At 62.8% G+C, this 24,815-nt stretch carries 27 protein-coding genes and 2 pseudogenes; 14 read left to right on the top strand and 15 right to left on the bottom strand.

Going from position 1 to position 24,815, the window contains the following annotated elements:
- Positions 1–11 precede the first annotated feature (11 nt).
- The 7 genes and pseudogenes from QW863_RS14625 to QW863_RS14600 all read left to right on the top strand — a co-directional run bounded on the left by QW863_RS14625 (position 12) and on the right by QW863_RS14600 (position 5,628).
- The gene (locus tag QW863_RS14625; protein WP_315715468.1) at positions 12–512 is read left to right on the top strand and encodes a HyaD/HybD family hydrogenase maturation endopeptidase; all 501 of its coding nucleotides are present in this window, start codon (positions 12–14) and stop codon (positions 510–512) included.
- Positions 502–921 carry a hydrogenase expression/formation C-terminal domain-containing protein gene (locus QW863_RS14620; RefSeq protein WP_315715467.1) on the top strand — a complete coding sequence of 140 codons (420 nt, stop codon included), beginning with the start codon at positions 502–504 and terminating at the stop codon, positions 919–921. The genes QW863_RS14625 and QW863_RS14620 overlap by 11 nt, the downstream gene beginning before the upstream one ends.
- Positions 914–1,978, top strand: a complete 1,065-nt coding sequence (locus QW863_RS14615; RefSeq protein WP_315715466.1) for a hydrogenase small subunit — start codon at positions 914–916, stop codon at positions 1,976–1,978. The genes QW863_RS14620 and QW863_RS14615 overlap by 8 nt, the downstream gene beginning before the upstream one ends.
- Positions 1,975–2,634, top strand: coding sequence for a hypothetical protein (locus QW863_RS14610; protein ID WP_315715465.1), 660 nt, complete (start codon positions 1,975–1,977; stop codon positions 2,632–2,634). Before QW863_RS14615 ends, QW863_RS14610 begins: the two co-directional genes overlap by 4 nt.
- Positions 2,631–4,358, top strand: coding sequence for a nickel-dependent hydrogenase large subunit (locus QW863_RS14605; protein WP_315715464.1), 1,728 nt, complete (start codon positions 2,631–2,633; stop codon positions 4,356–4,358). The genes QW863_RS14610 and QW863_RS14605 overlap by 4 nt, the downstream gene beginning before the upstream one ends.
- A 4-nt stretch (positions 4,359–4,362) precedes the next feature.
- Positions 4,363–4,674 (top strand): annotated as a pseudogene (locus QW863_RS36000) (4Fe-4S dicluster domain-containing protein); the annotation flags it as partial.
- A complete protein-coding gene (locus QW863_RS14600) occupies positions 4,675–5,628 on the top strand; it encodes a (Fe-S)-binding protein (protein WP_315729375.1) in 954 nt (317 codons plus the stop codon). It begins immediately after the preceding pseudogene.
- A gap of 151 nt (positions 5,629–5,779) precedes the next feature.
- Here the strand turns inward: QW863_RS14600 and QW863_RS14595 are convergent, their stop codons facing one another.
- The 13 genes from QW863_RS14595 to QW863_RS14535 form a co-directional block, all read right to left on the bottom strand.
- Positions 5,780–6,007, bottom strand: a complete 228-nt coding sequence (locus QW863_RS14595; RefSeq protein WP_315715462.1) for a sulfurtransferase TusA family protein — start codon at positions 6,005–6,007, stop codon at positions 5,780–5,782.
- A gap of 41 nt (positions 6,008–6,048) precedes the next feature.
- Positions 6,049–6,543, bottom strand: a complete 495-nt coding sequence (dsrE2, locus tag QW863_RS14590; RefSeq protein WP_315715461.1) for a sulfur carrier protein DsrE2 — start codon at positions 6,541–6,543, stop codon at positions 6,049–6,051.
- Positions 6,544–6,585: 42 nt separating this feature from the next.
- Positions 6,586–7,623, bottom strand: coding sequence for a YeiH family protein (locus QW863_RS14585; protein ID WP_315715459.1), 1,038 nt, complete (start codon positions 7,621–7,623; stop codon positions 6,586–6,588).
- A gap of 15 nt (positions 7,624–7,638) precedes the next feature.
- Positions 7,639–8,079 (bottom strand): glycine cleavage system protein H, encoded by a 441-nt coding sequence (locus tag QW863_RS14580; protein WP_315715458.1) that lies wholly within the window; start codon positions 8,077–8,079, stop codon positions 7,639–7,641.
- Positions 8,080–8,094: 15 nt separating this feature from the next.
- Positions 8,095–8,568: a hypothetical protein gene (locus QW863_RS14575; protein WP_315715457.1), complete on the bottom strand. Its 474-nt coding sequence runs from the start codon at positions 8,566–8,568 to the stop codon at positions 8,095–8,097.
- Positions 8,568–9,491, bottom strand: coding sequence for a CoB--CoM heterodisulfide reductase iron-sulfur subunit B family protein (locus QW863_RS14570; RefSeq protein WP_315715456.1), 924 nt, complete (start codon positions 9,489–9,491; stop codon positions 8,568–8,570). The genes QW863_RS14575 and QW863_RS14570 overlap by 1 nt, the downstream gene beginning before the upstream one ends.
- Positions 9,491–10,237 (bottom strand): 4Fe-4S dicluster domain-containing protein, encoded by a 747-nt coding sequence (locus QW863_RS14565; RefSeq protein WP_315715455.1) that lies wholly within the window; start codon positions 10,235–10,237, stop codon positions 9,491–9,493. The genes QW863_RS14570 and QW863_RS14565 overlap by 1 nt, the downstream gene beginning before the upstream one ends.
- Before the next feature lie 10 nt (positions 10,238–10,247).
- Positions 10,248–11,123: a hypothetical protein gene (locus QW863_RS14560; protein WP_315715454.1), complete on the bottom strand. Its 876-nt coding sequence runs from the start codon at positions 11,121–11,123 to the stop codon at positions 10,248–10,250.
- Positions 11,120–12,172, bottom strand: coding sequence for an FAD-dependent oxidoreductase (locus tag QW863_RS14555; protein ID WP_315715453.1), 1,053 nt, complete (start codon positions 12,170–12,172; stop codon positions 11,120–11,122). Before QW863_RS14555 ends, QW863_RS14560 begins: the two co-directional genes overlap by 4 nt.
- The gene (locus QW863_RS14550; RefSeq protein ID WP_315715452.1) at positions 12,169–13,542 is read right to left on the bottom strand and encodes a heterodisulfide reductase-related iron-sulfur binding cluster; all 1,374 of its coding nucleotides are present in this window, start codon (positions 13,540–13,542) and stop codon (positions 12,169–12,171) included. Before QW863_RS14550 ends, QW863_RS14555 begins: the two co-directional genes overlap by 4 nt.
- A gap of 62 nt (positions 13,543–13,604) precedes the next feature.
- A complete protein-coding gene (locus QW863_RS14545) occupies positions 13,605–14,330 on the bottom strand; it encodes a 4Fe-4S dicluster domain-containing protein (protein ID WP_315715451.1) in 726 nt (241 codons plus the stop codon).
- Between the two features lie 31 nt (positions 14,331–14,361).
- The gene (locus tag QW863_RS14540) at positions 14,362–14,742 is read right to left on the bottom strand and encodes a DsrE/DsrF/DrsH-like family protein (RefSeq protein WP_315715450.1); all 381 of its coding nucleotides are present in this window, start codon (positions 14,740–14,742) and stop codon (positions 14,362–14,364) included.
- A 259-nt stretch (positions 14,743–15,001) separates the two neighbouring features.
- Positions 15,002–15,718: a hypothetical protein gene (locus QW863_RS14535; protein WP_315729374.1), complete on the bottom strand. Its 717-nt coding sequence runs from the start codon at positions 15,716–15,718 to the stop codon at positions 15,002–15,004.
- A gap of 83 nt (positions 15,719–15,801) precedes the next feature.
- Between QW863_RS14535 and QW863_RS14530 the strand changes: the two genes are divergently transcribed.
- From QW863_RS14530 to QW863_RS14515, 4 genes are read left to right on the top strand one after another with little or no spacing between them, the layout of a single operon-like run.
- A complete protein-coding gene (locus QW863_RS14530; protein WP_315715446.1) occupies positions 15,802–16,833 on the top strand; it encodes a radical SAM protein in 1,032 nt (343 codons plus the stop codon).
- Between the two features lie 8 nt (positions 16,834–16,841).
- Positions 16,842–17,909: an NAD(P)/FAD-dependent oxidoreductase gene (locus QW863_RS14525; protein ID WP_315715445.1), complete on the top strand. Its 1,068-nt coding sequence runs from the start codon at positions 16,842–16,844 to the stop codon at positions 17,907–17,909.
- Between the two features lie 25 nt (positions 17,910–17,934).
- Complete coding sequence (locus QW863_RS14520; protein ID WP_315715444.1) at positions 17,935–19,188, top strand: radical SAM protein; 1,254 nt, start codon at positions 17,935–17,937, stop codon at positions 19,186–19,188.
- Positions 19,085–21,076, top strand: coding sequence for an alpha/beta fold hydrolase (locus QW863_RS14515; RefSeq protein WP_315715443.1), 1,992 nt, complete (start codon positions 19,085–19,087; stop codon positions 21,074–21,076). Before QW863_RS14520 ends, QW863_RS14515 begins: the two co-directional genes overlap by 104 nt.
- 40 nt (positions 21,077–21,116) lie before the next feature.
- Here the strand turns inward: QW863_RS14515 and QW863_RS14510 are convergent, their stop codons facing one another.
- Positions 21,117–21,440 carry a metalloregulator ArsR/SmtB family transcription factor gene (locus QW863_RS14510; protein WP_315715794.1) on the bottom strand — a complete coding sequence of 108 codons (324 nt, stop codon included), beginning with the start codon at positions 21,438–21,440 and terminating at the stop codon, positions 21,117–21,119.
- A 290-nt stretch (positions 21,441–21,730) separates the two neighbouring features.
- Between QW863_RS14510 and QW863_RS14505 the strand changes: the two genes are divergently transcribed.
- The 3 genes from QW863_RS14505 to QW863_RS14500 all read left to right on the top strand — a co-directional run bounded on the left by QW863_RS14505 (position 21,731) and on the right by QW863_RS14500 (position 23,962).
- Entirely contained in the window at positions 21,731–22,411 is a 681-nt protein-coding gene (locus tag QW863_RS14505) for a class I SAM-dependent methyltransferase (protein ID WP_315715442.1), read from the top strand.
- A 150-nt stretch (positions 22,412–22,561) separates the two neighbouring features.
- Positions 22,562–22,750 (top strand): helix-turn-helix domain-containing protein, encoded by a 189-nt coding sequence (locus QW863_RS35995; protein WP_409977933.1) that lies wholly within the window; start codon positions 22,562–22,564, stop codon positions 22,748–22,750.
- Between the two features lie 771 nt (positions 22,751–23,521).
- Positions 23,522–23,962 carry an FCD domain-containing protein gene (locus tag QW863_RS14500; protein WP_315715441.1) on the top strand — a complete coding sequence of 147 codons (441 nt, stop codon included), beginning with the start codon at positions 23,522–23,524 and terminating at the stop codon, positions 23,960–23,962.
- A 364-nt stretch (positions 23,963–24,326) separates the two neighbouring features.
- Here the strand turns inward: QW863_RS14500 and QW863_RS14495 are convergent.
- Positions 24,327–24,659, bottom strand: a pseudogene (locus QW863_RS14495) (type VI secretion protein); the annotation flags it as partial.
- Positions 24,660–24,815: the final 156 nt, after the last annotated feature.

The raw sequence follows: 24,815 nt of genomic DNA, 5'->3' as shown, positions 1-24,815 counted from the left end.
GGAGTTCTCCTATGCGGACGCATGTCGCGGCGACCCACACGCTGGTGCTCGGAATCGGCAATATCCTGCTGAGCGATGACGGCATTGGCGTGCACGTCATTCGGGCCCTCGATGCACTGGAATGTGCGGGCGAGATACCGCATCGTGTTGCTCTGCGGGATGGCGGGACGCTCGGGCTGTCCCTGTTTTCGGAGATCGAAGATTTCGGCTCGCTCATCGCCGTCGACGCCGTGGAACTGGGCGCGAAGCCCGGCACCGTAAGAATCTTTCAAGGTCCGGAGATGGACCGGCAGCTGACGGGAAAGAAGCGGACGGCTCATGAGGTCGCGCTTGCCGACCTGATGTCGGCGGCGCGGCTGACCGGCTGCGAGCCGGCGCGTCGGGCGCTCGTCGCAGTTCAACCTGAATCCACACAATGGGGCCTGTCGCTGACGCCCGCGGTTGGCGCGGCCATTCCCACCGCATGTCTGCAGATCAAAGCGCTACTCAGCAGGTGGCACCATGACAGTTGAAGCGGATGCCGCAGCGGGGTTCCGCACCGGGATGATCGACAGCCTGCTACGCGAGATCGCCCATCACCTCGATGTGCTTGCCAATACCGGCGCTTGCGCGGCGATCGATCTGTGCAGCCTGCCTCTCACGGTTGCGGACCGCAGCGAATTGGAGGAGCGGTTGGGCCACGGTGACCTGGAGGCCGTTTTGACCGCAGCCGGCATCAGCGAAATCTGGGAGACGCGCTATGCCGGCGTGTGGTGGGTTCGCCACCTGGGCGCCGGGGACAAGCTCGCCGCCGAACGCATCGAAATCACGTCGTCCCCGGAGATCCTGACAAGCCATGCGGCCGACATCGCTGCGGCCAGCAACAAACTGTCTGAAGATCTGATCGACCGCGTCTCTTCAGAGGATGCCGAAGATGCATGAAACCGAGACAATCGGCGAGCTCTTGACGCGCCGGGGCGTCTCCCGTCGCGCCCTGCTGAAATATACGACCTATCTTGCCAGCCTTCTGGCGTTGCCCCCGATGGCCGCGAAGGGCATGGCGGAGGCGTTGGCGAATACGCGGCGCCAATCCGTGATCTGGCTCTCATTTCAGGAATGCACGGGCTGTACGGAATCGCTGACGCGTTCTTTCGGTCCGACCATCGAGGATATGATCTTCAATCTCATCTCGCTCGACTATCACGAAACGCTGATGGCGGTGTCGGGTGCTGCCGCGGAAGCGGCCCGCCTCGCTGCCATGAAGGAGAACAAGGGCAAATATGTCGTCGTAGTCGACGGCTCAGTCTCGACGAGAGATGGCGGGGTCTACTCCACCAACGCCGGCAAGACCAACCTCGAGGTGCTGAAGGAGACGGCCGCAGATGCGGCCGCCGTGATCTCCGTCGGGACCTGCGCGGCCTTTGGCGGCATCCCGCACGCAAATCCCAACCCCACCGGCGCAGTTGCCGTCAGCGACATCATCACCGACAAACCGGTGATCAATGTCTCCGGTTGCCCGCCCATTCCGGAAGCCATCGCGGGCACGGTTGCGTATTTCGTGACTTTCAACAAGCTTCCCGAGCTCGACGACAAGGGCAGGCCGAAAGCGTTTTTCGGCGATACGATTCATGACCGCTGCTATCGCCGACCGTTCTACGACAAGGGGCAGTTCGCCAAGCAGTTCGACGATGAGGGAGCACGCAAGGGCTGGTGCCTCTATGAAGTCGGTTGCAAGGGGCCCGTGACTTACAATGCGTGCGCGACCGTGAAATGGAATGGTGGCGTCTCCTTCCCGATCCAGTCCGGACACGGCTGTCTGGGGTGTTCCGAACCGAATTTCTGGGATCGCGGCAGCTTCTACCAGCCGCTTTCCTCAAACACGTTGAATGATCCGGAGATCATCGGCGGCGCCGCGGTTGCGGGCGCGGCGGTCGGGATTGCCAGCGCATGGCTGGCGCGCCGGCGCAAACAACGAGCGGAGAGGGAGACCCAGCCATGAGCCTGCTGGATTTCGTGCGCGGGCCCGCGATCGAGATTGCAATCGCGATATTCGTGGGCGGCGTGGTGTGGCGGCTCGCGTCACTGTTGCTCCTGCCCTGGACCAACGACAGATCGGCGAAGCGAGCCGGTGCACCGCATGCGGTGGTTGGCGCGTTCCGGGGCTTCGTGCGTCACCTATGGCCCGCGAACACCCATCTGCGCGCGTCGCTGTTCAGCACGGTGAACGGCTATGTCTTTCACGTCGGCCTTGCCATCGTCGTGTTCGGACTGGCGCAGCACATTCTATTCCTGCGCGGATTGTTCGGCTTTTCATGGCCGAATTTGCCCACCGGCGTGATCTCGGCCGCGTCGGTGCTCACGCTCGCGTCGCTCCTGGCTGCGCTGGCGCGGCGGATGACGAATCCCGTCTTAAGACTGCTATCGACGCTTGACGACTACGTCAGCTGGCTGGTGACGTTCCTTCCGGTCGTGACAGGGCTGATCGCGGTGAGCCACCTATGGGCGCCGTATGAAACGCTCTTGTCCGTGCACATCCTGACCGTGTGCCTGTTCCTGATCTGGTTCCCGTTCGGAAAGCTCATGCATGCCTTCCTCGTCTTCCTGACCAGAAGCGAGACCGGGATCTTCTACAGCCGCCGGGGAGTTGAGATATGAACCAGCGCATCGTGGTCGATCCCATCACGCGCATCGAAGGGCACCTGCGGATCGAGGCGGAAACAGATCCCCAGGGCGCCATCACCGGTGCGTACAGTTCCGGCACGATGGTGCGCGGCATCGAACTGATCCTCAAAGGACGCGATCCGCGCGAGGCCTGGGCTTTCGCGCAGCGCATATGCGGCGTGTGCACGCTGGTCCACGGCATCGCCAGCGTCCGTGCCGTGGAGAATGCGCTGGGATACGCCATTCCGCCGAACGCGCAACTCATCCGCAACCTGATGATTGCCGCACAATATGTGCACGACCATGTCATGCACTTCTATCATCTGCACGCGCTCGACTGGGTCGACGTAGTGTCGGCGTTGAAGGCCGATCCGGCGGCGACGTCGCAACTGGCGCAATCGATCTCGAGCTTTCCGAAGTCGAGCCCGGGCTATTTCGCAGATACGCAGAAGAGACTGAAAGCCTTCGTCGAAGGCGGCCAGCTCGGCATCTTTGCAGGTGGATTCTGGGGACATCCCGGATTCAAGCTGCCGGCCGAAGCAAACCTGATGGCGGTCGCGCACTATTTGGAAGCGCTCGCCTGGCAGCGCGAGGTGGTGCAGCTCCATACCGTCTTCGGCGGCAAGAATCCGCATCCGAATTTCCTGGTCGGCGGCGCCCCGTCGGCGATCAGCCTGAACACCGGCGGCACCGCCATCGGCATCGACGGTCTGCAGACGGTGAAGACCGTGATCGGCCGAATGAAGGATTTTGTCGAGCAGGTCTATCTGCCGGACACGCTGGCCATCGCGTCCTTCTACAAGGACTGGTTCGCGCGCGGCGAAGGCGTGGGCAACTTCCTGACCTACGGCGACTTTCCCGAAAAGGGCATGGACGACCCGGCCAGCTGGCTGATCCCGGCGGGCGCCATCCTCAATCGCGACCTGACCACGATCCATCCCGTCGACATGAACAATTCGGAGGAAATCCAGGAGTTCGTCTCCCATTCCTGGTACGACTATGCAACCGGCAAGGACAAAGGCCTGCATCCCTACGAGGGCGAGACCAATCTGCATTACACCGGTCCCAAGCCTCCCTTCGAGCAGCTCGATGTCGGTGCGAGCTATTCCTGGCTGAAGGCGCCTCGCTGGAAGGGCCATGTCATGGAGGTCGGCCCGCTCGCGCGCGTGCTGATGCTCCATGCCAAAGGTCACGAGCCGACGCGCGAACTGGCCGGTTACGCGCTGGGCAAGCTCGAACTGCCCCTGACGGCGATGTTCTCGACCATGGGACGCACTGCGGCGCGCGCCCTGGAAAGCAAGATCGTCGTCGACCAGATGTCGACTTGGTACGACCGTCTTCTTTCCAACATCCGCGCGGGTGATCTGAACGTTCACAATTCGAACAAGTGGGATCCCTCAACTTGGCCCACCGAAGCCAAGGGTGTCGGCTTCATGGAAGCGCCGCGTGGGGCGCTGGCGCATTGGGTGGTGATCAAGAACAAGCGCATCGATAATTATCAGGCCGTGGTGCCCTCGACCTGGAACGCGGGACCGCGTGATTCCAAGGGCCAGCCCGGACCTTACGAAGCGGCATTGATGGATCGCCACACACTCCACGATCCTCGGCAGCCGCTCGAGATCCAGCGCACGATACACAGCTTCGATCCGTGCATTGCGTGCGCGGTGCATGTGATCGATCCGGAAGGCGAAGAGCTGATGCAATTGCGGGTGAGGTAAGGCGATGGGCGGCGAAATCGACGTCGAAGCAGCCAGCAGAACGTTCCTGGCGCGAACCGAGGGACATCTGGTCAGCTATCTCGAGGCCTGCGTCCATTGCGGGAACTGTGCCGAAGCCTGCCACTTCTATCAGGCCTCCGGAGATCCGCGGCACACGCCCGCCTACAAGCTGTTTCCGATTGCCAAGGCGTATCGCCGGCAGAAATTCCCGCTCTCGCTCTTCGCCCCCCGCGTCACGGAAGAGGACCTCAGGGAATGGGAGGAACTGCTGTTCGATACCTGCACCATGTGCGGTCGCTGCACCACGATCTGTCCGATGGGGATCGACATCGCTTCCATCGTGGGCGGCGCGCGGCAGGCCTTCGTCAAGGCGGGACTTGGACCGAGGGACCTTCTGCAGGCCGCCGACAATTCGCGCGATCATGGAAGCCCGCTGGGCGTGACGGCCGAAAAGCTGCGCGATCGTATCGAATGGCTCGAAGATGAGCACGACGTGCCCATCGCGCTCGACAAGGACAAGGCCGACATTCTGCTGACGCTCTCGTCCGTCGAGACGATGAAATACCCCGATTCCGTGGTGGCCATGGCCAAGCTGCTCAACCACGCGGGGGTTGACTGGACGCTGAGCACGAAGGGCTATGAAGCCACGAATTTTGGCTATCTGGCCGGCAAGGCGGACGTCGCCAGGATCATGGTTCAGCGGATCACCGAGGCCGCCGAGGCGGTGGGAGCCAAGACGGTGGTGATTCCGGAGTGCGGCCACGCGTTCGGTGCGCTGCGCTGGTCGGGTGCCAATATGCTCGGCCGCCCCCTGCCCTTCGCAGTCGTGCACATTTCGGAATTCATGGCGCAACTCAAGCGGGACGGCAGGCTGAGGCTGAAGCCGATCGAGGAGTCGATCACCTATCACGATCCCTGTCAGATATCCCGTCGCGGCGGCGCGACCGAAGATGCGCGATTCCTCCTGCAGGATTTCGCGAAGGACTTCCGCGAGATGACCCCGACCGGAAATCTCAACTGGTGCTGCGGTGGCGGGGGCGGCGTGCAGGCGATCGCGCGCGCTGCCGATCTTCGCCACAAGGTATTCAAGATCAAAATGGATCAGGTCGAGAAGACCGGTGCAAAGACGATGGTCTCGGCATGCTCGAACTGCCGGCTGACCATGGACGAGAGCAAGGCCCATTGGAAATGGGAAGGCGGGCTCGCGAGCCTGGTGGAGATCATTGCGGACCACCTGATCGAGGACGCCCCGGCGAAGACGCAAGGGTGACGGTTCACAGTCGTACGCCTTGCAGCGTGGGCAAACGGCGGCGAAACGCCGGCGGCGGAGCACGCAGACTGCACCGGTCCCCCTCCGTTGGTTGCGGTTCCGCTCTCGGTCAAACCGAAAGGCACTCCGGCGTGGCAGAGATTGCGTAGCGTCAGGACGTTCGCCTGATCAGGAATTCGAACTGCTTGCCTTCCGACTTGGATTCCAAGAGATCATTTCCGGTCGTGCGACAAAACGCCTCGAAGTCCTTCACAGCGCCGGGATCGGTGGCGAGCACTTGAAGCGTCCCACCGATCGGCACGTCCTTGAGTGCCTTCTTCGCGCGCAAGATCGGCAGCGGGCAGTTCAGTCCCTTGGCATCGAGAACCTGGTCAGCCATCCTGTCTCTCCGTAATTTCTGGTGCTGGCTTCGTGATACATTCAAATGAACAGGTTGATGTCGCTCTTGGTCGCCGTCTCGATGTAGGTCGCAGCGCCGCCGAGCACCGGCCCCTCGATCATGTCGTCCTTGGTGTACTCGAATAGATCCATGGTCATCTGGCAGGCGATCATCTTGACTTCGGCTTCGATGGCCATCGTGCGCAACTCCTCTATCGATGCGACCCCCTTTTTCTTGATCAGGTTCTTCATCATTGTCGTCGCCGCCGCGTCGACGCCGGGGATGGCCGATACGAGATTCGGCATGCCGATGTGCATTCCAAACATCGGCATCTCCATGGCCGGATTGCCGAGCGTCGAAATCTTCAGGTCGAGATTCTTCTTGAGCAGCGTCAAGCCGTAGAAGGTGAAGAACATGGTCACTTCGAGGCCCATGGCCGCCGCTGTCGTGGCCAGGATAAAGGGCGGATAGGCCCAATCCAGCGTGCCCTTGGTGACAATCATCGACATGCGCTTGGTATTGTTATCATCGGCCATTGCATCTCTCCGTTTGGTCTCTCGCAGGCGCAACCGCGCGCATCACTGGATTCCTGCTTTCCAACGCACGACCATCAGCACGAGAACTGCGAGGAACAACGTCTCGGCGACGATCAGCGCGATCGCCCGGCCGCCGACATCGGCCATCGCCTTGAGCGACGTCTTCATCCCGAGCGCTGCGATCGCCGTCACCAGGCACCACCTTGAAATGTCCTTGATGAGGGCAAGCAGGAATGCGGGAATGACGCCGGCGCTGTTGAGCATCACCAGAACGGCGAACACCACCAGGAACCCCGGCAATTGTCGCCCGGCCCTACCGACGTGATGGGCGCGGAACACGTAGGACAGCATCACCACGACAGGCAGCAGCATGGCGACCCGGAGCAGCTTGGTGAAGGTCGCGACGTTTCCGGTCTCCTCCGACACGCTGAAGCCGGCGCCAACCACTTGCGCAACGTCGTGAATGGTGCCGCCAAGAAACATGCCGACTGCAGCGTGATCGAGATGAAATCCTGCGATCACCAGCGGATAGACGATCATCGCGATCGTGCTGAGCGCGGTCACGCCGATCACGGTAAAGACCGTGTCGCGTTCGTGCTGCTCCCCCTTGGGCAACACCGACGAGATCGCGAGCGCCGCCGACGCTCCGCAAATCGCCACAGCCCCGGAGGTGAGGATTCCGAACCGCCGGCTCAAACCCATGGCACGGGAGGCCAGCGCGCCGAACAGGATGGTCAGGATCACCGCGCCGACGACCGTGATCACGGGCGTCGGACCAAGCTTCATGATCTCGGCAATCGTGATCTGCGCCCCGAGCAGGCCGACGGCGACGCGCAGGATGTGCTTCGAGGCGAGTTCGATGCCGGCAACACAGCGCCCCTCCTGCGACAGGAAATAGAAGGCCATCCCAAGCAGCAAGGCGAACAGCATGACCGGCCCGCCATAGTGCTCGGACAGGAAGGTTGCCGCGATCGCGATGATCAGACTGGCCAGGACACCCGGGAAATAGGTCGGCAGCGACATGAAGGCCGCGAGGCCGCGACTTATCATCGATGTCCTGATTGCGACGGTCTCAGTCACGGCCTATCCACTTCCTTACGCGCAGCCAGCGAAATTCTCGGCAGCCATCTTCGCTTCGTAAGGGGCGGCGGCCGCCGTGCCCGGCACGAGGCCGGCCTTGGCAGCAGCCCAGTCCTTCGGGCGCACCTTGACCATCCATCCCTCGCCATATGGGTCGGTGTTGGCGAGCTTGGGCGCTGCGCTCATTGCATCGTTGACCTCGACGATTTCCGCATTGAAGGCGACCTTTGCCGGGCCGACCCACTTGCCGGATTCGATCGTGGCGCAGGACTTGCCCGCATCGACCGACCGGCCGGCCTTCTTTGGTGTGAAGGCGACAAGCTGACCGGCCATGGCCGCTGCCACAGCGGTCATCCCGAGCGTCACGGTGCCGTCGGCGTTCTCGCGATACCAGATGTTGTTTTCGACGTCGTAGAGGAGGTCGTCGGGAAGGTTGCAGCCGCGGACGATGGGCATCGTCTTCTCCTTGTCTCAAACAGTTTCGTTGGTCTGCATCGATGCATCGAGTTGACGTAGCGGCCGGGACGCGCAGCAGAAGTCGCCGAGCCCGACCACCTCCAGCTTGCCTCCGATGAACAGCACAAGGTGCCGCGCGACCATGGCGCCCAGCCGCAGCCGCCGGGCGACCTCCGCGTGGCCCGGCTCGAGGCGCACCAGATTATAGTGATAGACGAGCTCGCGGCACGTCTCGCGGCAAGCATTGAAGCTTGCATCGCCGCGCGCACCCTGCCGATGCAGCGCCAGCAAGCGGAAGGTTTCGACCTTGCGATCGGTCGCGATCTCGCCGTGCGCAGCGAGCCATGTTTCGAGAATCATTTCGCCGAGCTGCAACAGCTCCTCGGCAAGTGGCGCGGCGTCCGCCGCGAGTGCAGCATCGGACGCGGCCAACATGGCGTCAAGCCGCATCGTGACGTTGTCGAGGCTCGTGATACCGATATCCGCCATCAGCCGAGCCCCCGCGCACGCAACAGACCAGTCGAATCCGAGAAGTTCTCCTGCACGCCGACCCTGCGCGCCGACAGCCCGAGCGCCATACCGAGGAGCTGGGTGAAGTACAGGATCTTGACGCTCGTCTTGCGGCCGAAGACCTTTTCGGCGCGCACCTGATGCATTTCGAGCCCGGTGTGGCAGGTCGGGCATTCGGTGGCGATCACGTCCGCGCCGCAGGCCTCGGCCGTCGTGAGCAGGTTGAGAACGAGCTTGGTCGAGGTGTCACTGTCGGACAGTGTGTGAGCGCCGCCACAGCATGCCGTCTTGAGGGGGTACTCGACATTTTCGGCCCCCGCCGCGGCCAGCAGGTCGTCCATGAAATGGGGCTTGGAGGTCGATTCCGAGCCGGGCCCCTTGTCCTTTTCCGGAAAGATGTGACGCGGCCGCGTGTACATGCAGCCATAGTAGTTGGCGACCTTCAAGCCGTTGAGCGAGTTCTTCACGCGTGCCTTGAGGCCTTGTTCGCCGACCGATTCCTTGATCCAGTCCAGCGCGTGAATGGTCGTGACCTTGCCCGCTTCGTAGGTCGCGTGGCCGGCCTTGCGCGACAGTCGGTCCGTCACCTCGCGCGACGCGGGATCCTTGGCGAGGTCGTATTCGGCCTTCTTGAGATTGTGATAGCAGCCATTGCACGGCGCCATTACGGTATCGAACCCCATCGCATCGGCGATCGAGAGGTTGCGTGCCGACAGATAGGTCTGCAGCTTGGGATCGATGTTCTTGACCTCCATGGCGCCGCAGCAGTTCCAGTTCTTGAGCTCGACCAGATCGAGGCCGAGTGCCTTGCCGACCTCCTTGGTCGAGCGGTTGTAGGCGTGCCCGGTTCCTTCGAGCGCGCAGCCCGGATAGTAGGCGACCTGCTTGTGTTTGTCGCTCATCACTCAGCTCCCTGAACGTCCAGCCGAAGCGCCTTGCGGGCAGCTGCTTCGCACTCATGGACATACTCGTCGATCGCGAGGCTGGCGCCCCGCCATCCGCGCGTGCGGGGACGGATCACGCTGGCAAGTCCCAGCTTCACCAGGAGGCCGACCGGCAATCGGCTGGCGAGACTGCGTATCAGTTCGACAAGCCAGCCCTGCGACAGGGACTGCCCGGTCCGCGCGAAGAACCGGCGCAGCACGCGGCCTTCCTCGATCTTGCCGGTGGCGAAGACCTGCTCGGAGAAGACCTCATCGAACGTGGTGGACGGCTTCTTCTCCGTATAGCCCTTCAGCTCCAGCCAATGTGCCGTGGCCTTCATCACGCCTTCCGGACTGACGTCGCGCGGACAGGCATAGGTGCACTTGTTGCAGGAGACGCACTGCCAGATGATGTCCTTGTCACGCAGCAGCTCGCTTTCGAAGCCCATGCGGATCAGGTAGATCCAATAGCGCGGGTTGAAGTCGGGATTCACGGCGTTGATCGTGCAGGCGTTGGTGCATGAGCCGCATTGCCAGCAGCGATGGATGAACTCGCCTCCCGGGAGCGCCGCGATCTCCTCCTGCATCTGCTCGTTGTAGTCGGTGATGGCGCGCGAGGTGATGAACGTGCTCCAGTGCCCGGAGACATCGACGCCATCGATTTCCAGGTGCTCATGCGTGACGAGATTCTCGGGCCGGATCAGCGATTTTTCGTGAATCGGCATGGATGTTCCCTCATTCGCTCAGCAGGCGAGGCTGCCCGAGCACATAGGCCCTGCCATCGATCAGCTTCAGGCGGGTGCGACCCGACTCGGTATCGACCGCATCGAGTCCCAGGAGACGGCGAGTATGCGCCATCCCGTCGGCCTTGAAGCCGCCGCAGAAGTCCGCGTGCAGGAACTGGCCGCCCTTGTCGTTGATATAGTTTGCATAGGTGTGGGCGCAGAGCAGATCGACATAGAAGGCCAGATCGCGGAAGACACCGTTCGCCTGCAGGAAACCTTCGAGCTCCTCGCGTAGCATCGTGAAAGTGGCGAGGCCGTCGCCGACGGCGATCGTACCGGCCTCGGCATCCCCGTCGTACCATATCTCGCGCAACACGCCGGTATTGACCCTGGCGTCCCACATCCAGCGCGTCATCAGCGGATAGCGATCGGGCGCGGTGAAATGAAGGAGCTCGGCGGCAAGATCGCGCGACCAGCGGTGCTCGCGATCGGCCGGAAAGCTCGCGACGAACGCGGCGACGCGCTGGTCGGTGGTGCCGAGGTCGGACCATCCGCGCAGCAGGGCCTCGAGCCTGCTGCGCATCGCCGCGAATCCGTTGCGGCCGAGCCACGCACCCACACGCCGGCGCACCGGCGTGATGAACGTGGCGAGGTCGCAGAATTCGGCCTCCGTCAGCTCGCTGACCCGCCCCTTGCCCAGCACCTCCTCGAACAGCGAGGCCTTGAGCGCGAGCGCTCCGACATAGCGCTCGACGCCACCGGTGCCGTCGGCGGATTCCACGAGGCTCTCGAACGCCCGCCGCAGCCTGGGGCCGGACAGATCAAGCACCGGCCGCGTCGGCTCGGCCACCACCGTACCTTTATGGCTGGTGATCGGCCACATCACTCGGCCGCTTCCATCATGGCGCCGCGGACCAGGGCCAGCGCGGCCATCGCTGCCGACTGGCCCTGTGCGATGGAATCGTCGATGGTCTCGGGCCCAGTCGCCGCGCCGGCGACGAAGACGCCGGGCCGCGAGGTCGCAGACGTGTCGGAATAGACCGATGCCTTCTGGATATGGCCGTGCTTCTGCAGTTTGACGTCGAACACGGCCGACAACGTCATGTTGTCGACATTGGGATCCATGCCGATGGCGTGCACCACCATGTCGAACGGAATCGAGATCGGCCGCTTCACCAGCGTGTCCTCGCCCTTGACGATCAACCGCCTGCCGTCCGATGTCACTTCGGCGATCCGCGCCTTGATGTATTTGACGCGATGCTTCTCCTGGCTTTCCCAGTAGTAGAGATCCTCGTAGAGACCGAAGGTGCGGATATCCATGTAGTAGATATACACGTTGCACCGTGGCATCGCCTCGCGGATCTCCATGGCAATGTTGGCGGAGACCGTGCAGCAGATCTTCGAACACCACTCGCGACCGATCTGGCGGTCGCGCGAGCCGACGCATAGCAGGATCGCAACCCGTTCCGGCTCGCGTCCGTCGGACGGACAGCGCACGCCCTTGCCGGAGGAGAGCATCTGCTCGACCTGGGTCGTGGTGACCACATCAGGGTAGGTGCCGAAACCCCATTCCGGCTTGTTGACGGAATCGAAATGCGTGAAGCCGGTGCACAGGATCGCCGCCCCCGCCTCCAGCACCGTGCCATCCGACAGCGTCACGCGAAAGTCGCCTGGGCTGCCCGAAAAGGCCTTTACCGTGACGCGCCTTCGGATCTCGACACGGCTGTCGGTTTCGACCCGGCGCACCATGCCACCGATGGCGTCCTTGGCCCATTCGCCGGACGGCACCAGCTTGGCGTAGCCCGACTGGATCGGCGCGCCGCCGAGCTGCTCCGCCTTCTCGACGAGAACGACGCGCTGGCCGGCAGCGGCCAGCGCATGCGCGGCGGAAAGCCCCGACGGCCCACCGCCAACGATGAGAACGGGACGAATCATGATGCGGCTCCTGACAAGGTCGCCGTCGGCTTGACATAGCCTGGGCCCGACGTAATCGCGCGTTTGGGGTCGTAGAGCGTTTCGATGCGGCCGGCCTTCACTTCATCGAGATAGGCCTCGAACTCGGCTTTGGCTTTCTGCCAGTCGATGCCGAGCTTCTCGAGCAGCCCCTCGAACGGCGAGGCGTGCCAGTGAAGCTGCGCGAGCTTGTATGGATGCGCACCGAGGGCGAGCGCCGCGAACTGGCAATCGGCCATGACTGGCAGCGCGTAGACCTTGTCGACGGCTTTGCCGATCCACTGGTTCTTGTCGAGCGTGGTGATGCAACCCGTGTCGTGGCCGATCATGACGTCCGCCCGCGCCTCCTCGACCGCGACCCTGATCTTGCGGTCGATGGCGAAGGAGCGGGTGAACTCACGTTCGCCAATGATATGACGAAAACCGAAGCCGCAGCAGTCGTACCAGGTGGAGTAGTCGATCACCTGTGCACCCAGCGCCTGCATCAGGCCGGTCGATACCGCGACGCGATTGCCGTCCATGACGGTGTCGTCATAGATCACGTCTTCCGGAACCATCTTGTAGACGTGACAAGCCGGATGAACGGTGGCGCGAAGGCTGCTCACGTCTATGACCTGCCGCTCCCGGATGCGATGACGCATGACGTGCAGCCATTCGGAATAGTGCACGATCTCTTCGGGGATCAGCAGCTTGCCGTCGACCAGGCGGCCCAGCTTGCCGAGAATCTTCTTCACCTGCTCGCGCAGTTCAGCCGAATGCATCAAGAAGATGCGCATCTCCTTGTAATTGCCGAACGACGTGCCGCAGTGGACCAGCGGGAAGTAGGTTCCGACCGGCAGCCCCTGCGCCTTGGCCGACATGTATGCCTGGTGGAAGTTGCGCAGGAAGACGGCGGCCAGACTGACGACATTGCCGACCCCGGAGCCGTGATAATTCCAGGCGGTGCAAGAGGTTTGATCGGTCTCGTCGAGATAGCGCACACCGAGCTGGTTCATCAGCCACATCACGCTCGACGGATAGCCGGGGATATTGCCGCACTGTCCGCAGGATTTGTGCTGCCAGAGGTTGGTGGTGGGAATGCGCTTGTCCCAGCCGTACAGCGTGCGCGCCACCACCGGCTCGTGGCGCTCGTCGATCCGATGGACGACGATTTCGCCGTCCTTCTCCAACTCCCACATCGCGTCGCGGATGTCCTGGACACGGTCCTTGTTGGTCAGCATCGAGCGACGGTCGATCCGGGTTTCCACCCAGGCAGTCGCTGTCTGCGCCTCGCCCGGCGTCAGATTGGAAGGGCGCCACTCCGCGCCAAAGCCGGCGTAAGCCGACTGACTGTCACTGCGCTTTTCGTCCATCGTTTCCTCCGTCGTCCACCGCAGCGATTGATCTCGCCGTCTGTTGTGGTCGTCTCAACGGCCTATTCTTCCTGCTGCTCTTCAAGCCACTCGTTGTATTCCTCGCGCTTCTCATCCATCACGTCACTGACGACATCGAACAGATTCTCGTCGATCGTCTCGAGCTGATCGAGCACGCCGGTCGCCTCCCAAATGGTGTAGAGTTCGACGGACGTCTTCAGGTTGACCTCCCAGGCCGTGTCCATGGTGTGCATGGTTGGGACCGGAATGGCCTTGCGCAGGATATTGAGCGGGGCGTCGACCTTGGCGACGTTCGGGCCCCAGTCGGGAAACGCATCGCGCGTGATCATGTTCGGCGCGAGCTGGTTTCCCGTGGAAATGACCTTCAGAAGCACCCGCGAGAACGGCCGCAGCACATCCTTCGCCGACTGCATGCCGTGCTTGATCGCGACCTCGCGCATGATCATGACGAGCCCGCCCGGCGAATTTTCGAACGGACAGCGGGCCGCACAGGTGTAGCACTGCGCGCAGGACCAGATCTTCTCCTGCATCGCGTCGTAGATGCCTTCGAGATTTTCGGTCCACAGCAGCTGGACGATCTCGCGGGGCGAATAATCGTAGTAGTGCGCCGAGGGACAGGTCGCGGTGCAGATGCCGCAATTGAGACAGCCATGCAGCTCATGATCGTAGAGGACGTGCGAGCGAATGTCGTCGAACACCTCTTCCAGCTTCTCGTAGGGAACGACCGGCGCTTCGGAGACCGGGTCGCCGATAGGGGTCAGCTCCATTGAAGCTCCGCTCGTCATCTGGCGGCTCTCCTCAGTAGGTCAGCACCTTGGCATTTTCGTTTTCCATCACCTCCTCGATGACCTTTGCACCCCCGACGATGCCTTCGCATTCAGGGATCAGATCCTGCTCGGTCATGTCGAACAGATCGAGGTTCGGAGAGCAGCAATAGAACTTCACTCCCGCTCCGTGCGCGTCCTTGATGAAGTCATAGACGGTCTTCGGAGACCCGGGCTTGACCACGAGCTTCTCTGCCACGCCCTTTTTCATGAGCTGCCCCGACGTCGCGGTACAGACGACCTCCACCTCGTAGTCCATCGCCGCGGCAACGGTGGCCTGGAAGAACGGCGCGCCCAGTTCCTCGCCGTTGCGAGGATCGGTATTGACCATGATGATGATGAGCTTTTTGGCCATTCTTACGATGTCCTCCCGATCATCTGCTATTGAGCGTGCGCAACGCACATCGACACACGAGCGTGCACAATAAGTTTATCTTGAGGCGCATCACCTTGGAGTTGATGAAGATCAACATGCCCAAGAACCGAAGTCCTGGGTGAACAACAAGCTCACATCGAATTCATCCAATCCGTCGGACGAACGCACAAAACATATTCCATTTTTTGAATGACATCTATAGGCTGAAGAAAATAATTCGTTGCTCGGGAGAACGGTCCTACGGGAGCGGCCGCATCAAATGCGTCGACTCGATCAAACCAATCATCAGCGGTCCGAGCGCCGCAGCGATCTCGCGCTGCACCACGCGCAGGTCGGCGAGCGTTTCCGCCGTGCGATCAGGACATTCTTCGGATTCCATGATCAGATCCTCGATCATGGCCGACTTGATTCCGGGATGGCCGAGGAACCCGAAGCAGTTATCACGAAGCTGAAACACCGCCGGCTCCCCCGCAGCGTCGATCGCGAGAACACGGGCATCGGCCGGCAGCACCGGGCGATCGCGCATGTAGATCGCGACGGGAAAGGATTGCGGCAGATGACCGCCGAGCGCCGCGGGATCGACCCGTCGGGCCGTCTCCACAACGAAGCGGAGCGGAGCTTCCTGAGTGCCGCCGGCGCACGCGGTTGCAACTATGCAGCTGCCGGCTCCGATGCCGATGACGGGCAGGTCGCGCGCCAGGAAATCCTGTACCAACCGCAACTCGGGCCCAAGGCTCGGAAGCAGGTTGCCGCTGACGACTCCGAGCGGTCCGGCGCCAAGAACAACGAGGCCGTCAAAATCCCCGGCCGTCGCAGGTATCGATCCTCCGGCCGTAAACGGCCGGCAATAGCGAAAGCCGACGTTGCGGCCTTCGAACTGGTCTTCCATCAAGCCGAGATAGTCCGCCTCAAAATGCTGCAAGACGCAGAGTGTCTTCATGGCGAACCGCGACAACTGATGAGGCATCAATGACGGCCGAAGCCGACGGCGGACCTACATTATATATGTTTTTTCGCATATGAAAAGCGAGGAACGCAATGGCGTGGTATGAGAAGCTGCAGGAGATCGAACCGCTCGACGACCTGCGTTTTGATCGCGAGCTCGTCGACGCACTCGAGGCGGCAGCCCGCGAGCGCGCACTCGGACCGATGCGGTTCTACACGCCGACGTTCCGCGCCTATGCCAGCGAGGAGCTCAAGGGCTGCGGCAAAGCGAGTTTTCCCGCCTTTTCCATCACCGGCGGCGCCTGCGCGCTGAATTGCGATCACTGTCAGGCGAAGATCCTCGAACCGATGATCGCGGCAACGACACCGGACGAACTCGACCGCAAGGTGCGCGATCTCATTCTGCTCAAGGATCTGCGCGGGTTCCTGCTCTCAGGCGGATCCAACCGGCGCAACGAGGTTCCGTACGATCGCTTCTATCCGACCATCGAAAGGCTCAAGCGCGACTTTCCCCATCTGCGCATCGCCGTCCATTCCGCGTTGCTCGACGAACGGCGCGCCCGATCCATGGAGGCCGCCGGGGTCGACGTCGCGATGCTCGACGTGATCGGCTCGGAGCAGACGATCCGCGAAGTCTATCACCTCGACCGTCCCGTCGCGGATTTCGAGGCGACGCTCGCCGCGCTCTCGGGCACCAAGATGCAGGTCGTGCCACACATCGTCATCGGTCTGCACTATGGCCGGCTGCTCGGCGAAGCGACCGCACTGGACATCGTTTCGCGCCATGCGGTTGCCGCGTTGATCCTGGTGGTGGTGACTCCGATCTATGCGCCGCCGGATCGGCCCTTCGCCACGATATCCACCGACGACGTGGCGAAGGTGCTGGTCGCCGCGCGGCAACGCATCAGTCACGCGCCGGTTCAACTTGGCTGTATCCGCCCCGCGGGCCGCCATAAGCTGATGACCGACGCATACGCCGTCATGGCGGGATTTGACGGTATCGCCTATCCCGCGGACGGCATCGTGGCTCTCGCCCGCGCCATCGGCCGGCCGGTCGAGCAGGAGCATGCCTGCTGCTCGATCGCGCTTGACGGCCTCGCCGGACGGCGGGCTTGCGCAGCCTGAGGTGCACCATGAACGCCGAGGCAGCGGATATCGTCGTCGTCGGGCTTGGACCGGCCGGGAGCCGTGCGGCTGCAATTGCCGCGAAAGCGGGCTACCGCGTCGTCGCCGTCGATCGCCGGCTCGAGGCGGGTCGCCCGGTCCAATGTGCCGAGTTCGTGCCCGCCATGATCGAGCGGGACATTCCGAACATCACGGCCGTCGCCCAACAGAAGATCACGCGCATGCTGACCTTCACCGAAGCGACGGATTGCGAGGAAACGCCGGACTTCCGCGGCTGGATGATCGATCGCGCCGCCTTCGATCGAATGCTCGCTGATGAGGCGGCGAATGCGGGAACCGCGTGCCGATACGGCACCTCCGTGGTTGCCATCGATATCGACGGCACAGTTCATACGTCCGATGGTCTTGCCCTCAAACCGCGCGTCCTCATCGGCTGCGACGGCCCTCGCTCGCGGGTCGGCGCGGCCATCGGCCAGATCAATCGCGCGCTTGTCGATACGAGGCAACTGACCGCGCCGCTGATCGTGCCGCACGATGCCACGGATATCTTCCTGAGCGCCGACTACCGCGGCGGCTATGGCTGGCTGTTTCCCAAGGGCGCCGTGGCCAATATCGGCGTCGGCATCATGATAGAGGACCGGCGGCGACTGAAACCGATGCTCGCCGCGCTCTTCGCCTCGCTGTCGGCATCGCGCCGCATCGGAACACGCCCGTTCGCGTTGACGGGCGGGGCGATACCCGTGGGCGGCAGGGTAGGTTCGACAGGCCGGCTCGGCGCAACCCAGGTGTTGCTGGCCGGCGATGCGGCAGGCCTGACCAACCCCGTGACCGGCGCCGGCATCGCCTCCGCCGTGCAATCGGGGGCACTCGCCGGGCACGCCGCGGCAGACATGCTGTCTGGCCGCAGCGGCGCCCTCGATGACTATGACGAAGAGCTCGGCGACATTTTCGATGCGGCCTTGAGCCGGGCATTGCTGCGACGACGGCAAGTGCTGGCGCACTATGGCGACGGCCGTCGCCCCGACGCGACTGCGCTCGCCGAGGGATGGATCAGTTCGCCGAACTATTGGGCGTGAAGATGCAGGATCAGGGGAGGACGTCATGAGCTGTCTCGAAGGACCGACGCATCCGGTGCCGGATTTCCTCACCGGGGAGACGCGCACCTTCAACGCGGCCGAAGCCATGCGGCCGCGCGCGCCCGGCGCCGTGCCGGCGGAAGCACGCAACGGCGGGCGCGTGAGAGCGCAGGATGTGCGGCCGGTCGGCACGTACCTGCCGAACGACAATGTTCTGACGCCGAACATGCGGTCGCCCGAGTACGTGCAAATGTCGACGGCGGCGGCGATCACCCTCGGCATCATGAACGGCTACATGCATCGCACCAGTTGCACCCGTTGCCTGAACCTGCTGCTGACCTATCCGGAAGGTTGCCGCGCCAACTGCGCCTATTGCGGGCTTGCGCGCCATCGCGAAGCGGAGCGCAACTATGCCGACCGCAACTTCATTCGGGTCGACTGGCCTGCGGTGCCCTACGACCAGGTGATTGACATCGTTGCATCGGGCGGCGACGGCGGGCGCTTCCATCGCATGTGCATCAGCATGATCACGCATCCGCGGTCGGACCAGGACACCCGCATCGTCCTGCGGAAATGGGTTGAACGCATCAGGCACGTGCCCGTGTCCATCCTGTCCAATCCGACGACGATGACCCGACTGGATGTGCAGGAGCTCAAGGATCTCGGCGCCGAGATATTTACGGTCGCGCTCGATGCAGCCAACCCGGTCATCTTTGACCGCACCCGCGGCCGCGGGGTTCAATCGCCGCATAGCTGGGACAAATATTGGGAGATCCTGCTGGCCGCCGCCGAGATATTTGGCCCGGAACGTTTCGGCGCCCATCTCATCGTCGGGATGGGCGAGAGCGACCACGACGTTCTCTCGCAGGTGCAGAGAATTCGCGACCTCGGCGGCCACAGCCACCTGTTCGCGTTCTTTCCCGAACAAGGCTCATTGATGGATCATCTCCCGCCGGCGCCGCGCCCGCAATGGCGACGCATCCAGCTCGCCCGCTATCTCATCGACTATCGAAGCCATTCCCTGCAGCGCATGCGTTTCGACGAGCGCGGTCAGCTCGTCGATTTCGGTCTGCCGCAGGACGAAGTCGACGCGATCATCGACGCGGGCGTGGCCTTCCGCACGTCCGGCTGCCCCGGCAAGGAGGCCGCCGATGTGTCCGCCTGCGACCGCCCCTATGGCGACTCGCCGCCGCGCGACATTGCTTCATACCCTTTCAAGCTCGATCGCCGCGACATTCGCCACGTGCGCGGCCAACTCCGGCGCGGACTACCCAAATAACCGGGAGGAAGATGCGATGGCCAGCAGCGACAAGTCATTTCGGGTCATCGACACCGGGATTCGAGGCGGACGCGCCAATATCGCCTTCGACCAGGCGCTCATCGACGCTCATAAGGCACGGCGGATTCCCGATACCATCCGCTTCCTGCGGTTTCGTCCGTCGGCGCTGGTCGGAATCCACCAGATCCTGAGCCATGAGGTCCGGCTCGACTATTGCCGGAGCAAGGGAATCGAGGTCGGCCGGCGGATCACGGGAGGCGGAGGTCTCTATCTCGACGAGGGTCAGATCGGATGGGAGCTCGTGTTCGGCCGCTCCAGCCTCGGCGCCATGGATCTCACCGAAACGACGCGCCGGATCTGCGAAAGCGTCGCACTCGGGCTCAACAAGCTCGGCGTCCCCGCGCGCTACCGCCCGCGCAACGACATCGACGTCGACGGCCGCAAGATCAGCGGCACCGGCGGCTTCTTTGACGGCGATACGCTGTTCTACCAGGGAACACTGCTGATCGACTTCGACCCCGAGCAGATGATCGCTGCGCTCAAAGTGCCGGTGGAAAAGCTCGCCAAGCGCGACCTCGCCTCGGCCCGCCAGCGCGTCGTCAGCATGCGCGAGATCCTCGGCGACAAGCTTCCTGATCTGGCCGCCATCCAGCAAGGCCTGCTCGACGGCCTGGCGGAAGGCCTCGGCATTGTTCCGCAATGGGGCCAGGTATCGATGCTCGAAGAAGAACTCGCCGAGCAGCTATATCGCGACGAGATCGGCCGTGACGACTTCGTCGAGATGGTCGACGCTCCCGAGGTGGACGGCTCGCTGGTCAGTGCCACTCTGACACGGCGCGGCGGCAGCCTGCGCGCGGATATCCGCCTCGAGGGCCCAGACCGCAGGCGGATTCGCGAAGCTCTGATCACCGGCGATTTCTTCGTCACACCGCCCCGCGTCATCTTTGATCTCGAGGCGGCGCTGCGCGGCGCCGAACTGGCCGATGCCGGATCGGTCGTTGAGGACTTCTTCTCGCGCACGTCGGCCGATTTCGTCAATCTCGGCCCGCCGGACATTCGCGATGTGGTCGTCGCGGCGGCGCGGCAGCTCAGCTTCGTTGCGGCCGGCCGGAGGCTTCGCGGCCATTGGCTCGCGGCGACGCGACCGGAACGTCCGCCGCTCGTCCTGCTGCATGACGCCTTGGGCTGCGCCCGGCTCTGGCGCGATTTTCCCGAACGGCTTGCGGCTGCGACCGGCTGCTCCGTCCTGGTCTTCGACCGCTGGGGCTCGGGTGACTCGGAGCCGCTCGAGCCGCCCCATTCGCGGCAATATCTGCTCGCCGAGGCTCTGGATGCCCTGCCCGAAGTGTTACGGACGACCGGAGCGCGGCGTCCGATCCTGGTCGGCCACTCCGACGGTGCTGCGATCGCGTTGACGTTTGCCGGCGCGTTTCCCGATGAGGTCAGCGGGGTCGTCGCGATCGCCCCTCACCTCTTCCGCGAACAGCGGACGGTTGACGGCATCGCCGCCCAGATCAGGGACTTCGAGCACGGCGACCTGAGGGCGAGGCTCGCACGGTATCATGGCAGCAGAACCGATCATCTTTTTGGCCGGCTGGTCGATGCTTGGACTGGAGAAGAACCGCGCGACTGGGGTATCAAGCCCTACGTTGGACGGGTTCGCGCCCCGGTGCTCGCCGTTCAGGGCAGCGAAGACGAGTTCTTCACGCATACTCAGCTTGAGACGCTCCGCGCCCTCGTGCCAGCCCGGATCGAGACCTGCGTGCTGGAAGGCTGTGGACATGCGCCTCATCAACAGGCGACCTCCGCGGTGATAGCCGCGGCAGCCGGGTTCATCGATCGCGTGACCGCAGAAAACACAGTCGCCGCTGTCCCCGGCTCCGCCTGACGGACGATCCCCGCGGGCAGCGAGACTCCATCAGTGCCACCTAGCAGAAAGCGCGATAGAGAGCGGACATGACCTCGATCACTTCCGGCCGCGAGACCGAATAATACACGTTCCTGCCGTCCCGGCGCACCTTGACGAGATCGTCCGCGCGCAGCCGGGCAAGTTGCTGCGACACCGTCGGCTGGCGGAGCTGCAGCGAATCCTCAATGCTGCTGACGGACTTCTCTCCGTCAAGCAGCAGACACAGAATGGCAAGCCGCGCTTCGTGCGACAGCGCCTTGAGGAATTCGCTTGCCTTGTGAGCCTTCTCGAGCAACGCGTCAGGCTCGAGCGAAGACCTGCTGCGTGCACGCTTGGTTGCCATATTCGTCCGCATATTCCTCAATCGACCAATTCGGTCCGTTACATCGGCGGCCACGGCGTCATGCCGCAAGGCCGCCCCGTGTTGCTATCACTTTGGCGAGACGATAACAAACAGGCGGTCGAGCCTGTGCCAGCGCGGTTCGTGCGAGACGGTATCGAGCCGCCGGCGCGATCGTCCCCTGCTCACGCGCCTGCCGCGTCTGACGGGCTGATGAACTACGATCCGGCTTCCAGTTCACCTAACTTGCGATCAAGGGTTCGCAAGCTGATACCGAGGAGCTCGCAAGCTCCTTGCGGCTGCCAACAAACACGCTTGTCATCTTCAAAGTGGGACTGCCGATGGTCACGAACGTACCGCCAGACGCCGACGCCGGCCGCTGGAACCGACGATTCGAAGGCGATGATTTCGTTTTCGGAACCGAACCCAATCAATGGCTGCGCCGCCATGTCGGCACGTTCCCGTACCGCAGTCGCATTCTCTGCGTCGCCGACGGAGAAGGCCGCAACAGCGTCTGGCTCGCCCGGCAGGGATTTCAGGTCGACGCCTTCGACATCTCGGAGGTGGGTCTGGCGAAAGCGAGCAAACTTGCCGCGTCAGCCGGAGTCAGCGTGAACTACCAGCTTGCCGATTGCGACGGCTTCGCGTGGCCAAGTGCGGCGTATGACGGCATCGCAGCGATTTTCGTGCAGTTCGCCGCCCCAGATTTGAGGAAACGGCTGTTCGCGCGCATGATCGCAAGCCTGAAGCCGGGCGGGACGCTGATCCTGCAAGGCTATACGCCCAAGCAGTTGGAGTACAAGACGGGCGGCCCTTCCGCCCTCTCGCACCTCTATACGGAAACCATGCTCCGAGAGGCGTTCCGTGAGCTGGAAATCATCGAACTGCGCGAATACGAGACCGAGCTCAGCGAAGGCAGCGGCCATCACGGTCGCTCTGCGCTGATCGGAATGGTCGCGCACCGGCCTTCCTGATCGCGCTCTGCTGGTCCCCGGAATTGATCGCGCGCACGCGTCTCGCATCGTCGAGAAACGATCTTTACGACCGACTGTCAACCTTTCCGATCCTTCTGCCGGCATTGCGCGGCCGCGCCTCTGATCGACCGCTTCTCGCCGCAGCGCTGCTTGCAGCGAACCGCAACAAAGCTGGCGCCTGCTGACGATGAGAACTCGCCGTCATCGAAGGAGCGCGAGGCGCGAGCGCTTCGGACCGCCCTGTTGACGCATCGCGGCAATCGAGAATCGCTTGCAAAACCCCTCGGCATCAGCCTGCGCACGCTTGACCGGAAGCTGAAGGAATTGGACGCTCCATGAAGCGCTGTCGTCTGCCGCGGCGAAATGCTCACGAATAGCCGGATGGGTGCAGGGTGGCGCCGTGTGATTTCGTTGCGCTTCTCGGGAGATGAAAAGCTAGGCGCCTGAAAAAATGGTCGGAGCGGCAGGATTCGAACCTGCGACCCCTGCGTCCCGAACGTAAGTAGCATGCGAAAAGATCAACGAAAACAATGAAGTTTGCTCGCGATTGACGGCCTTTATCGCCGTTTGTTCACGGGGTTTCGGTGGTCAACCGGTGGCCAGCTTCGGCTTGCACCTGAGCAATTCGCTGCAACGACATCTGCGCCCGTCAACAGCATTGGCAGCTCCCGGCAGAGCTAGTCGATCGCACCAGGGCTTTGGCCGGAGAAGTTCAAATAGCTGCTCCGACCCGATGGACCGCCCGCCTCCTCTCAAGCTGCCAACCGGGGAAACAAGCGGAGCGACACCCCCTTCAGTACTGCGATCACTATTACGGTAAATCACACGCAGCACTCGATGGTGGGTACGACAGGGGAGAAAGCCAAGAGCAAGATCAATGACTTATGGCCCCCTACCTACTTTTAAGGCGCCTTGATTTCAAATGAGAATTTTTGGCGGCGCCCGCACCCTCCAAAGGTGGGGCTCGGCTGGGACGACCTCGAAGGCCTGCCAGAGTGACGGCCTCGGATCACACCCACGCTCACGGGGAAGGCGCGGAACCATCTCAAATGCCGTGCCATAGATGCCACAAGCATCAGAGGGCTCAACGCCTAGCGCGACGGCCAGGGCTTGGATGTTGTCGAGTGTGAGGTTAATCAGCCCGGCCTCAATCTCCTAGAGCCTCAAGGCTTGCGATCCTCGACCTTCAAGCTCGATCGTCCCGTCCTTTCGGAGCAGCGCAAGCGGCAGGAATTTCTCCATAGCGCGGGGTTCAAGACGCTTGGCCAAGTTGAGCTGTTCAAGTCGAACAGCGACTTCCACGAGGCGCTCGCCCTTATGTCGGGTAACAGGTTCTTGGCCCAGACCGTCGCCCGTCAGAACGAATTGCGGCGCCTGATCGAATACCGTCAGACGCTCGACCGCGACCGGGTATGGCGGCAACCAGGCGAGCACCTAGCCATCATCGATCTGCTGGAGAAGGGCTCGCTCGAAGGCGCCGCCAAGCTTCTCGACAAGCATATCGGCGGAGCCTTGAAGGAGAAGGCCCCGCCTGAGCTTTTCGGATCGTAGCTCAGGATTCGGCACGAATGAGCGCGGCCATCGAAAATAACGCATGCGAATAGCCAGACCTTGTGCTCCCGATGTCCCGCGGGACGTCAGCTCTTGTGAAGGATTGCGGATGCCGGCCGCAGCGGTGACGGTGTGGAATATGCGGGCGGCTTGCGCCCGAAAGCCTCCAAGGGAGGAAACCGCGCATGATTGGCAGGTCACCCGTCCGAGTGCCGGATGCTTGCTTGCCAAGACCTCAGCGTACGGATCCTTGTAGAGAACCGAGCGCCCTGGCCTATAAGCTACGAACATCGGCTCGCTTGATCCCAGGATAATTTGGACAAGCGTTGTCAGCCGAGGAGACCAATTCCCCAGAGACCCGACTCTCAAGCCTGGTCGCGAGATCGGCCTCCATCTGCCGCATCAAATCGCGGGTAAACGCTCTGAGGTTCTCCATGTCGGCTGCGTCCTAGGGAGAGACAATGAACCGGAAATGATGCCGGTCACCCCTGCCCAGCGCCTCGAACGCAGCCTCATTCGCCTGATCGCCCGCGGCGTCGAACATCCGTGCCGGCTGGCCATCGCGAGTGACCCCGTCCCTCTCGAGATAGGTGAGATGCGCCGCCAGGGGCGCTGACCTAAACGCCCGGCCCTTGTGCCTAGCGATCCGCGCCTTCACCGTGACGCGCCGCACCGGGGCGAACAGCCGTTCACCAGAAACCGGTCAAGCTCGTCACTCCAGAGGCTCATCTTCGGAAGCGGCTGCGTCTCTCGCTCGTATCGGACTTCGTTGCCTCTGTTCAGCCCGGGGACATAGCTGACGGGTGTTCGGGGAGATGGTTGACACTTCAAAATCGGCTCGATTCGTCAAGCA

It is taken from the genome of Bradyrhizobium sp. SZCCHNR1017 (assembly GCF_032381375.1).
Classification (GTDB): domain Bacteria; phylum Pseudomonadota; class Alphaproteobacteria; order Rhizobiales; family Xanthobacteraceae; genus Bradyrhizobium.
Note: the sequence above shows the minus strand (reverse complement) of the source record. Positions and strands in the feature narration are given on the sequence as shown.

What these genes read in the sequence shown, in the direction of transcription:
- QW863_RS14625 (WP_315715468.1), top strand. Translation starts at nt 12, where the DNA reads ATGCGGACGCATGTCGCGGCGACCCACACGCTGGTGCTCGGAATCGGC.
- QW863_RS14620 (WP_315715467.1), top strand. Translation starts at nt 502, where the DNA reads ATGACAGTTGAAGCGGATGCCGCAGCGGGGTTCCGCACCGGGATGATC.
- QW863_RS14615 (WP_315715466.1), top strand. Translation starts at nt 914, where the DNA reads ATGCATGAAACCGAGACAATCGGCGAGCTCTTGACGCGCCGGGGCGTC.
- QW863_RS14610 (WP_315715465.1), top strand. Translation starts at nt 1,975, where the DNA reads ATGAGCCTGCTGGATTTCGTGCGCGGGCCCGCGATCGAGATTGCAATC.
- QW863_RS14605 (WP_315715464.1), top strand. Translation starts at nt 2,631, where the DNA reads ATGAACCAGCGCATCGTGGTCGATCCCATCACGCGCATCGAAGGGCAC.
- QW863_RS14600 (WP_315729375.1), top strand. Translation starts at nt 4,675, where the DNA reads ATGGGGATCGACATCGCTTCCATCGTGGGCGGCGCGCGGCAGGCCTTC.
- QW863_RS14595 (WP_315715462.1), bottom strand. Translation starts at nt 6,007, where the DNA reads ATGGCTGACCAGGTTCTCGATGCCAAGGGACTGAACTGCCCGCTGCCG.
- dsrE2 (WP_315715461.1), bottom strand. Translation starts at nt 6,543, where the DNA reads ATGGCCGATGATAACAATACCAAGCGCATGTCGATGATTGTCACCAAG.
- QW863_RS14580 (WP_315715458.1), bottom strand. Translation starts at nt 8,079, where the DNA reads ATGCCCATCGTCCGCGGCTGCAACCTTCCCGACGACCTCCTCTACGAC.
- QW863_RS14575 (WP_315715457.1), bottom strand. Translation starts at nt 8,568, where the DNA reads ATGGCGGATATCGGTATCACGAGCCTCGACAACGTCACGATGCGGCTT.
- QW863_RS14570 (WP_315715456.1), bottom strand. Translation starts at nt 9,491, where the DNA reads ATGAGCGACAAACACAAGCAGGTCGCCTACTATCCGGGCTGCGCGCTC.
- QW863_RS14565 (WP_315715455.1), bottom strand. Translation starts at nt 10,237, where the DNA reads ATGCCGATTCACGAAAAATCGCTGATCCGGCCCGAGAATCTCGTCACG.
- QW863_RS14555 (WP_315715453.1), bottom strand. Translation starts at nt 12,172, where the DNA reads ATGATTCGTCCCGTTCTCATCGTTGGCGGTGGGCCGTCGGGGCTTTCC.
- QW863_RS14550 (WP_315715452.1), bottom strand. Translation starts at nt 13,542, where the DNA reads ATGGACGAAAAGCGCAGTGACAGTCAGTCGGCTTACGCCGGCTTTGGC.
- QW863_RS14545 (WP_315715451.1), bottom strand. Translation starts at nt 14,330, where the DNA reads ATGGAGCTGACCCCTATCGGCGACCCGGTCTCCGAAGCGCCGGTCGTT.
- QW863_RS14540 (WP_315715450.1), bottom strand. Translation starts at nt 14,742, where the DNA reads ATGGCCAAAAAGCTCATCATCATCATGGTCAATACCGATCCTCGCAAC.
- QW863_RS14530 (WP_315715446.1), top strand. Translation starts at nt 15,802, where the DNA reads ATGGCGTGGTATGAGAAGCTGCAGGAGATCGAACCGCTCGACGACCTG.
- QW863_RS14525 (WP_315715445.1), top strand. Translation starts at nt 16,842, where the DNA reads ATGAACGCCGAGGCAGCGGATATCGTCGTCGTCGGGCTTGGACCGGCC.
- QW863_RS14520 (WP_315715444.1), top strand. Translation starts at nt 17,935, where the DNA reads ATGAGCTGTCTCGAAGGACCGACGCATCCGGTGCCGGATTTCCTCACC.
- QW863_RS14515 (WP_315715443.1), top strand. Translation starts at nt 19,085, where the DNA reads ATGGCGACTCGCCGCCGCGCGACATTGCTTCATACCCTTTCAAGCTCG.
- QW863_RS14510 (WP_315715794.1), bottom strand. Translation starts at nt 21,440, where the DNA reads ATGGCAACCAAGCGTGCACGCAGCAGGTCTTCGCTCGAGCCTGACGCG.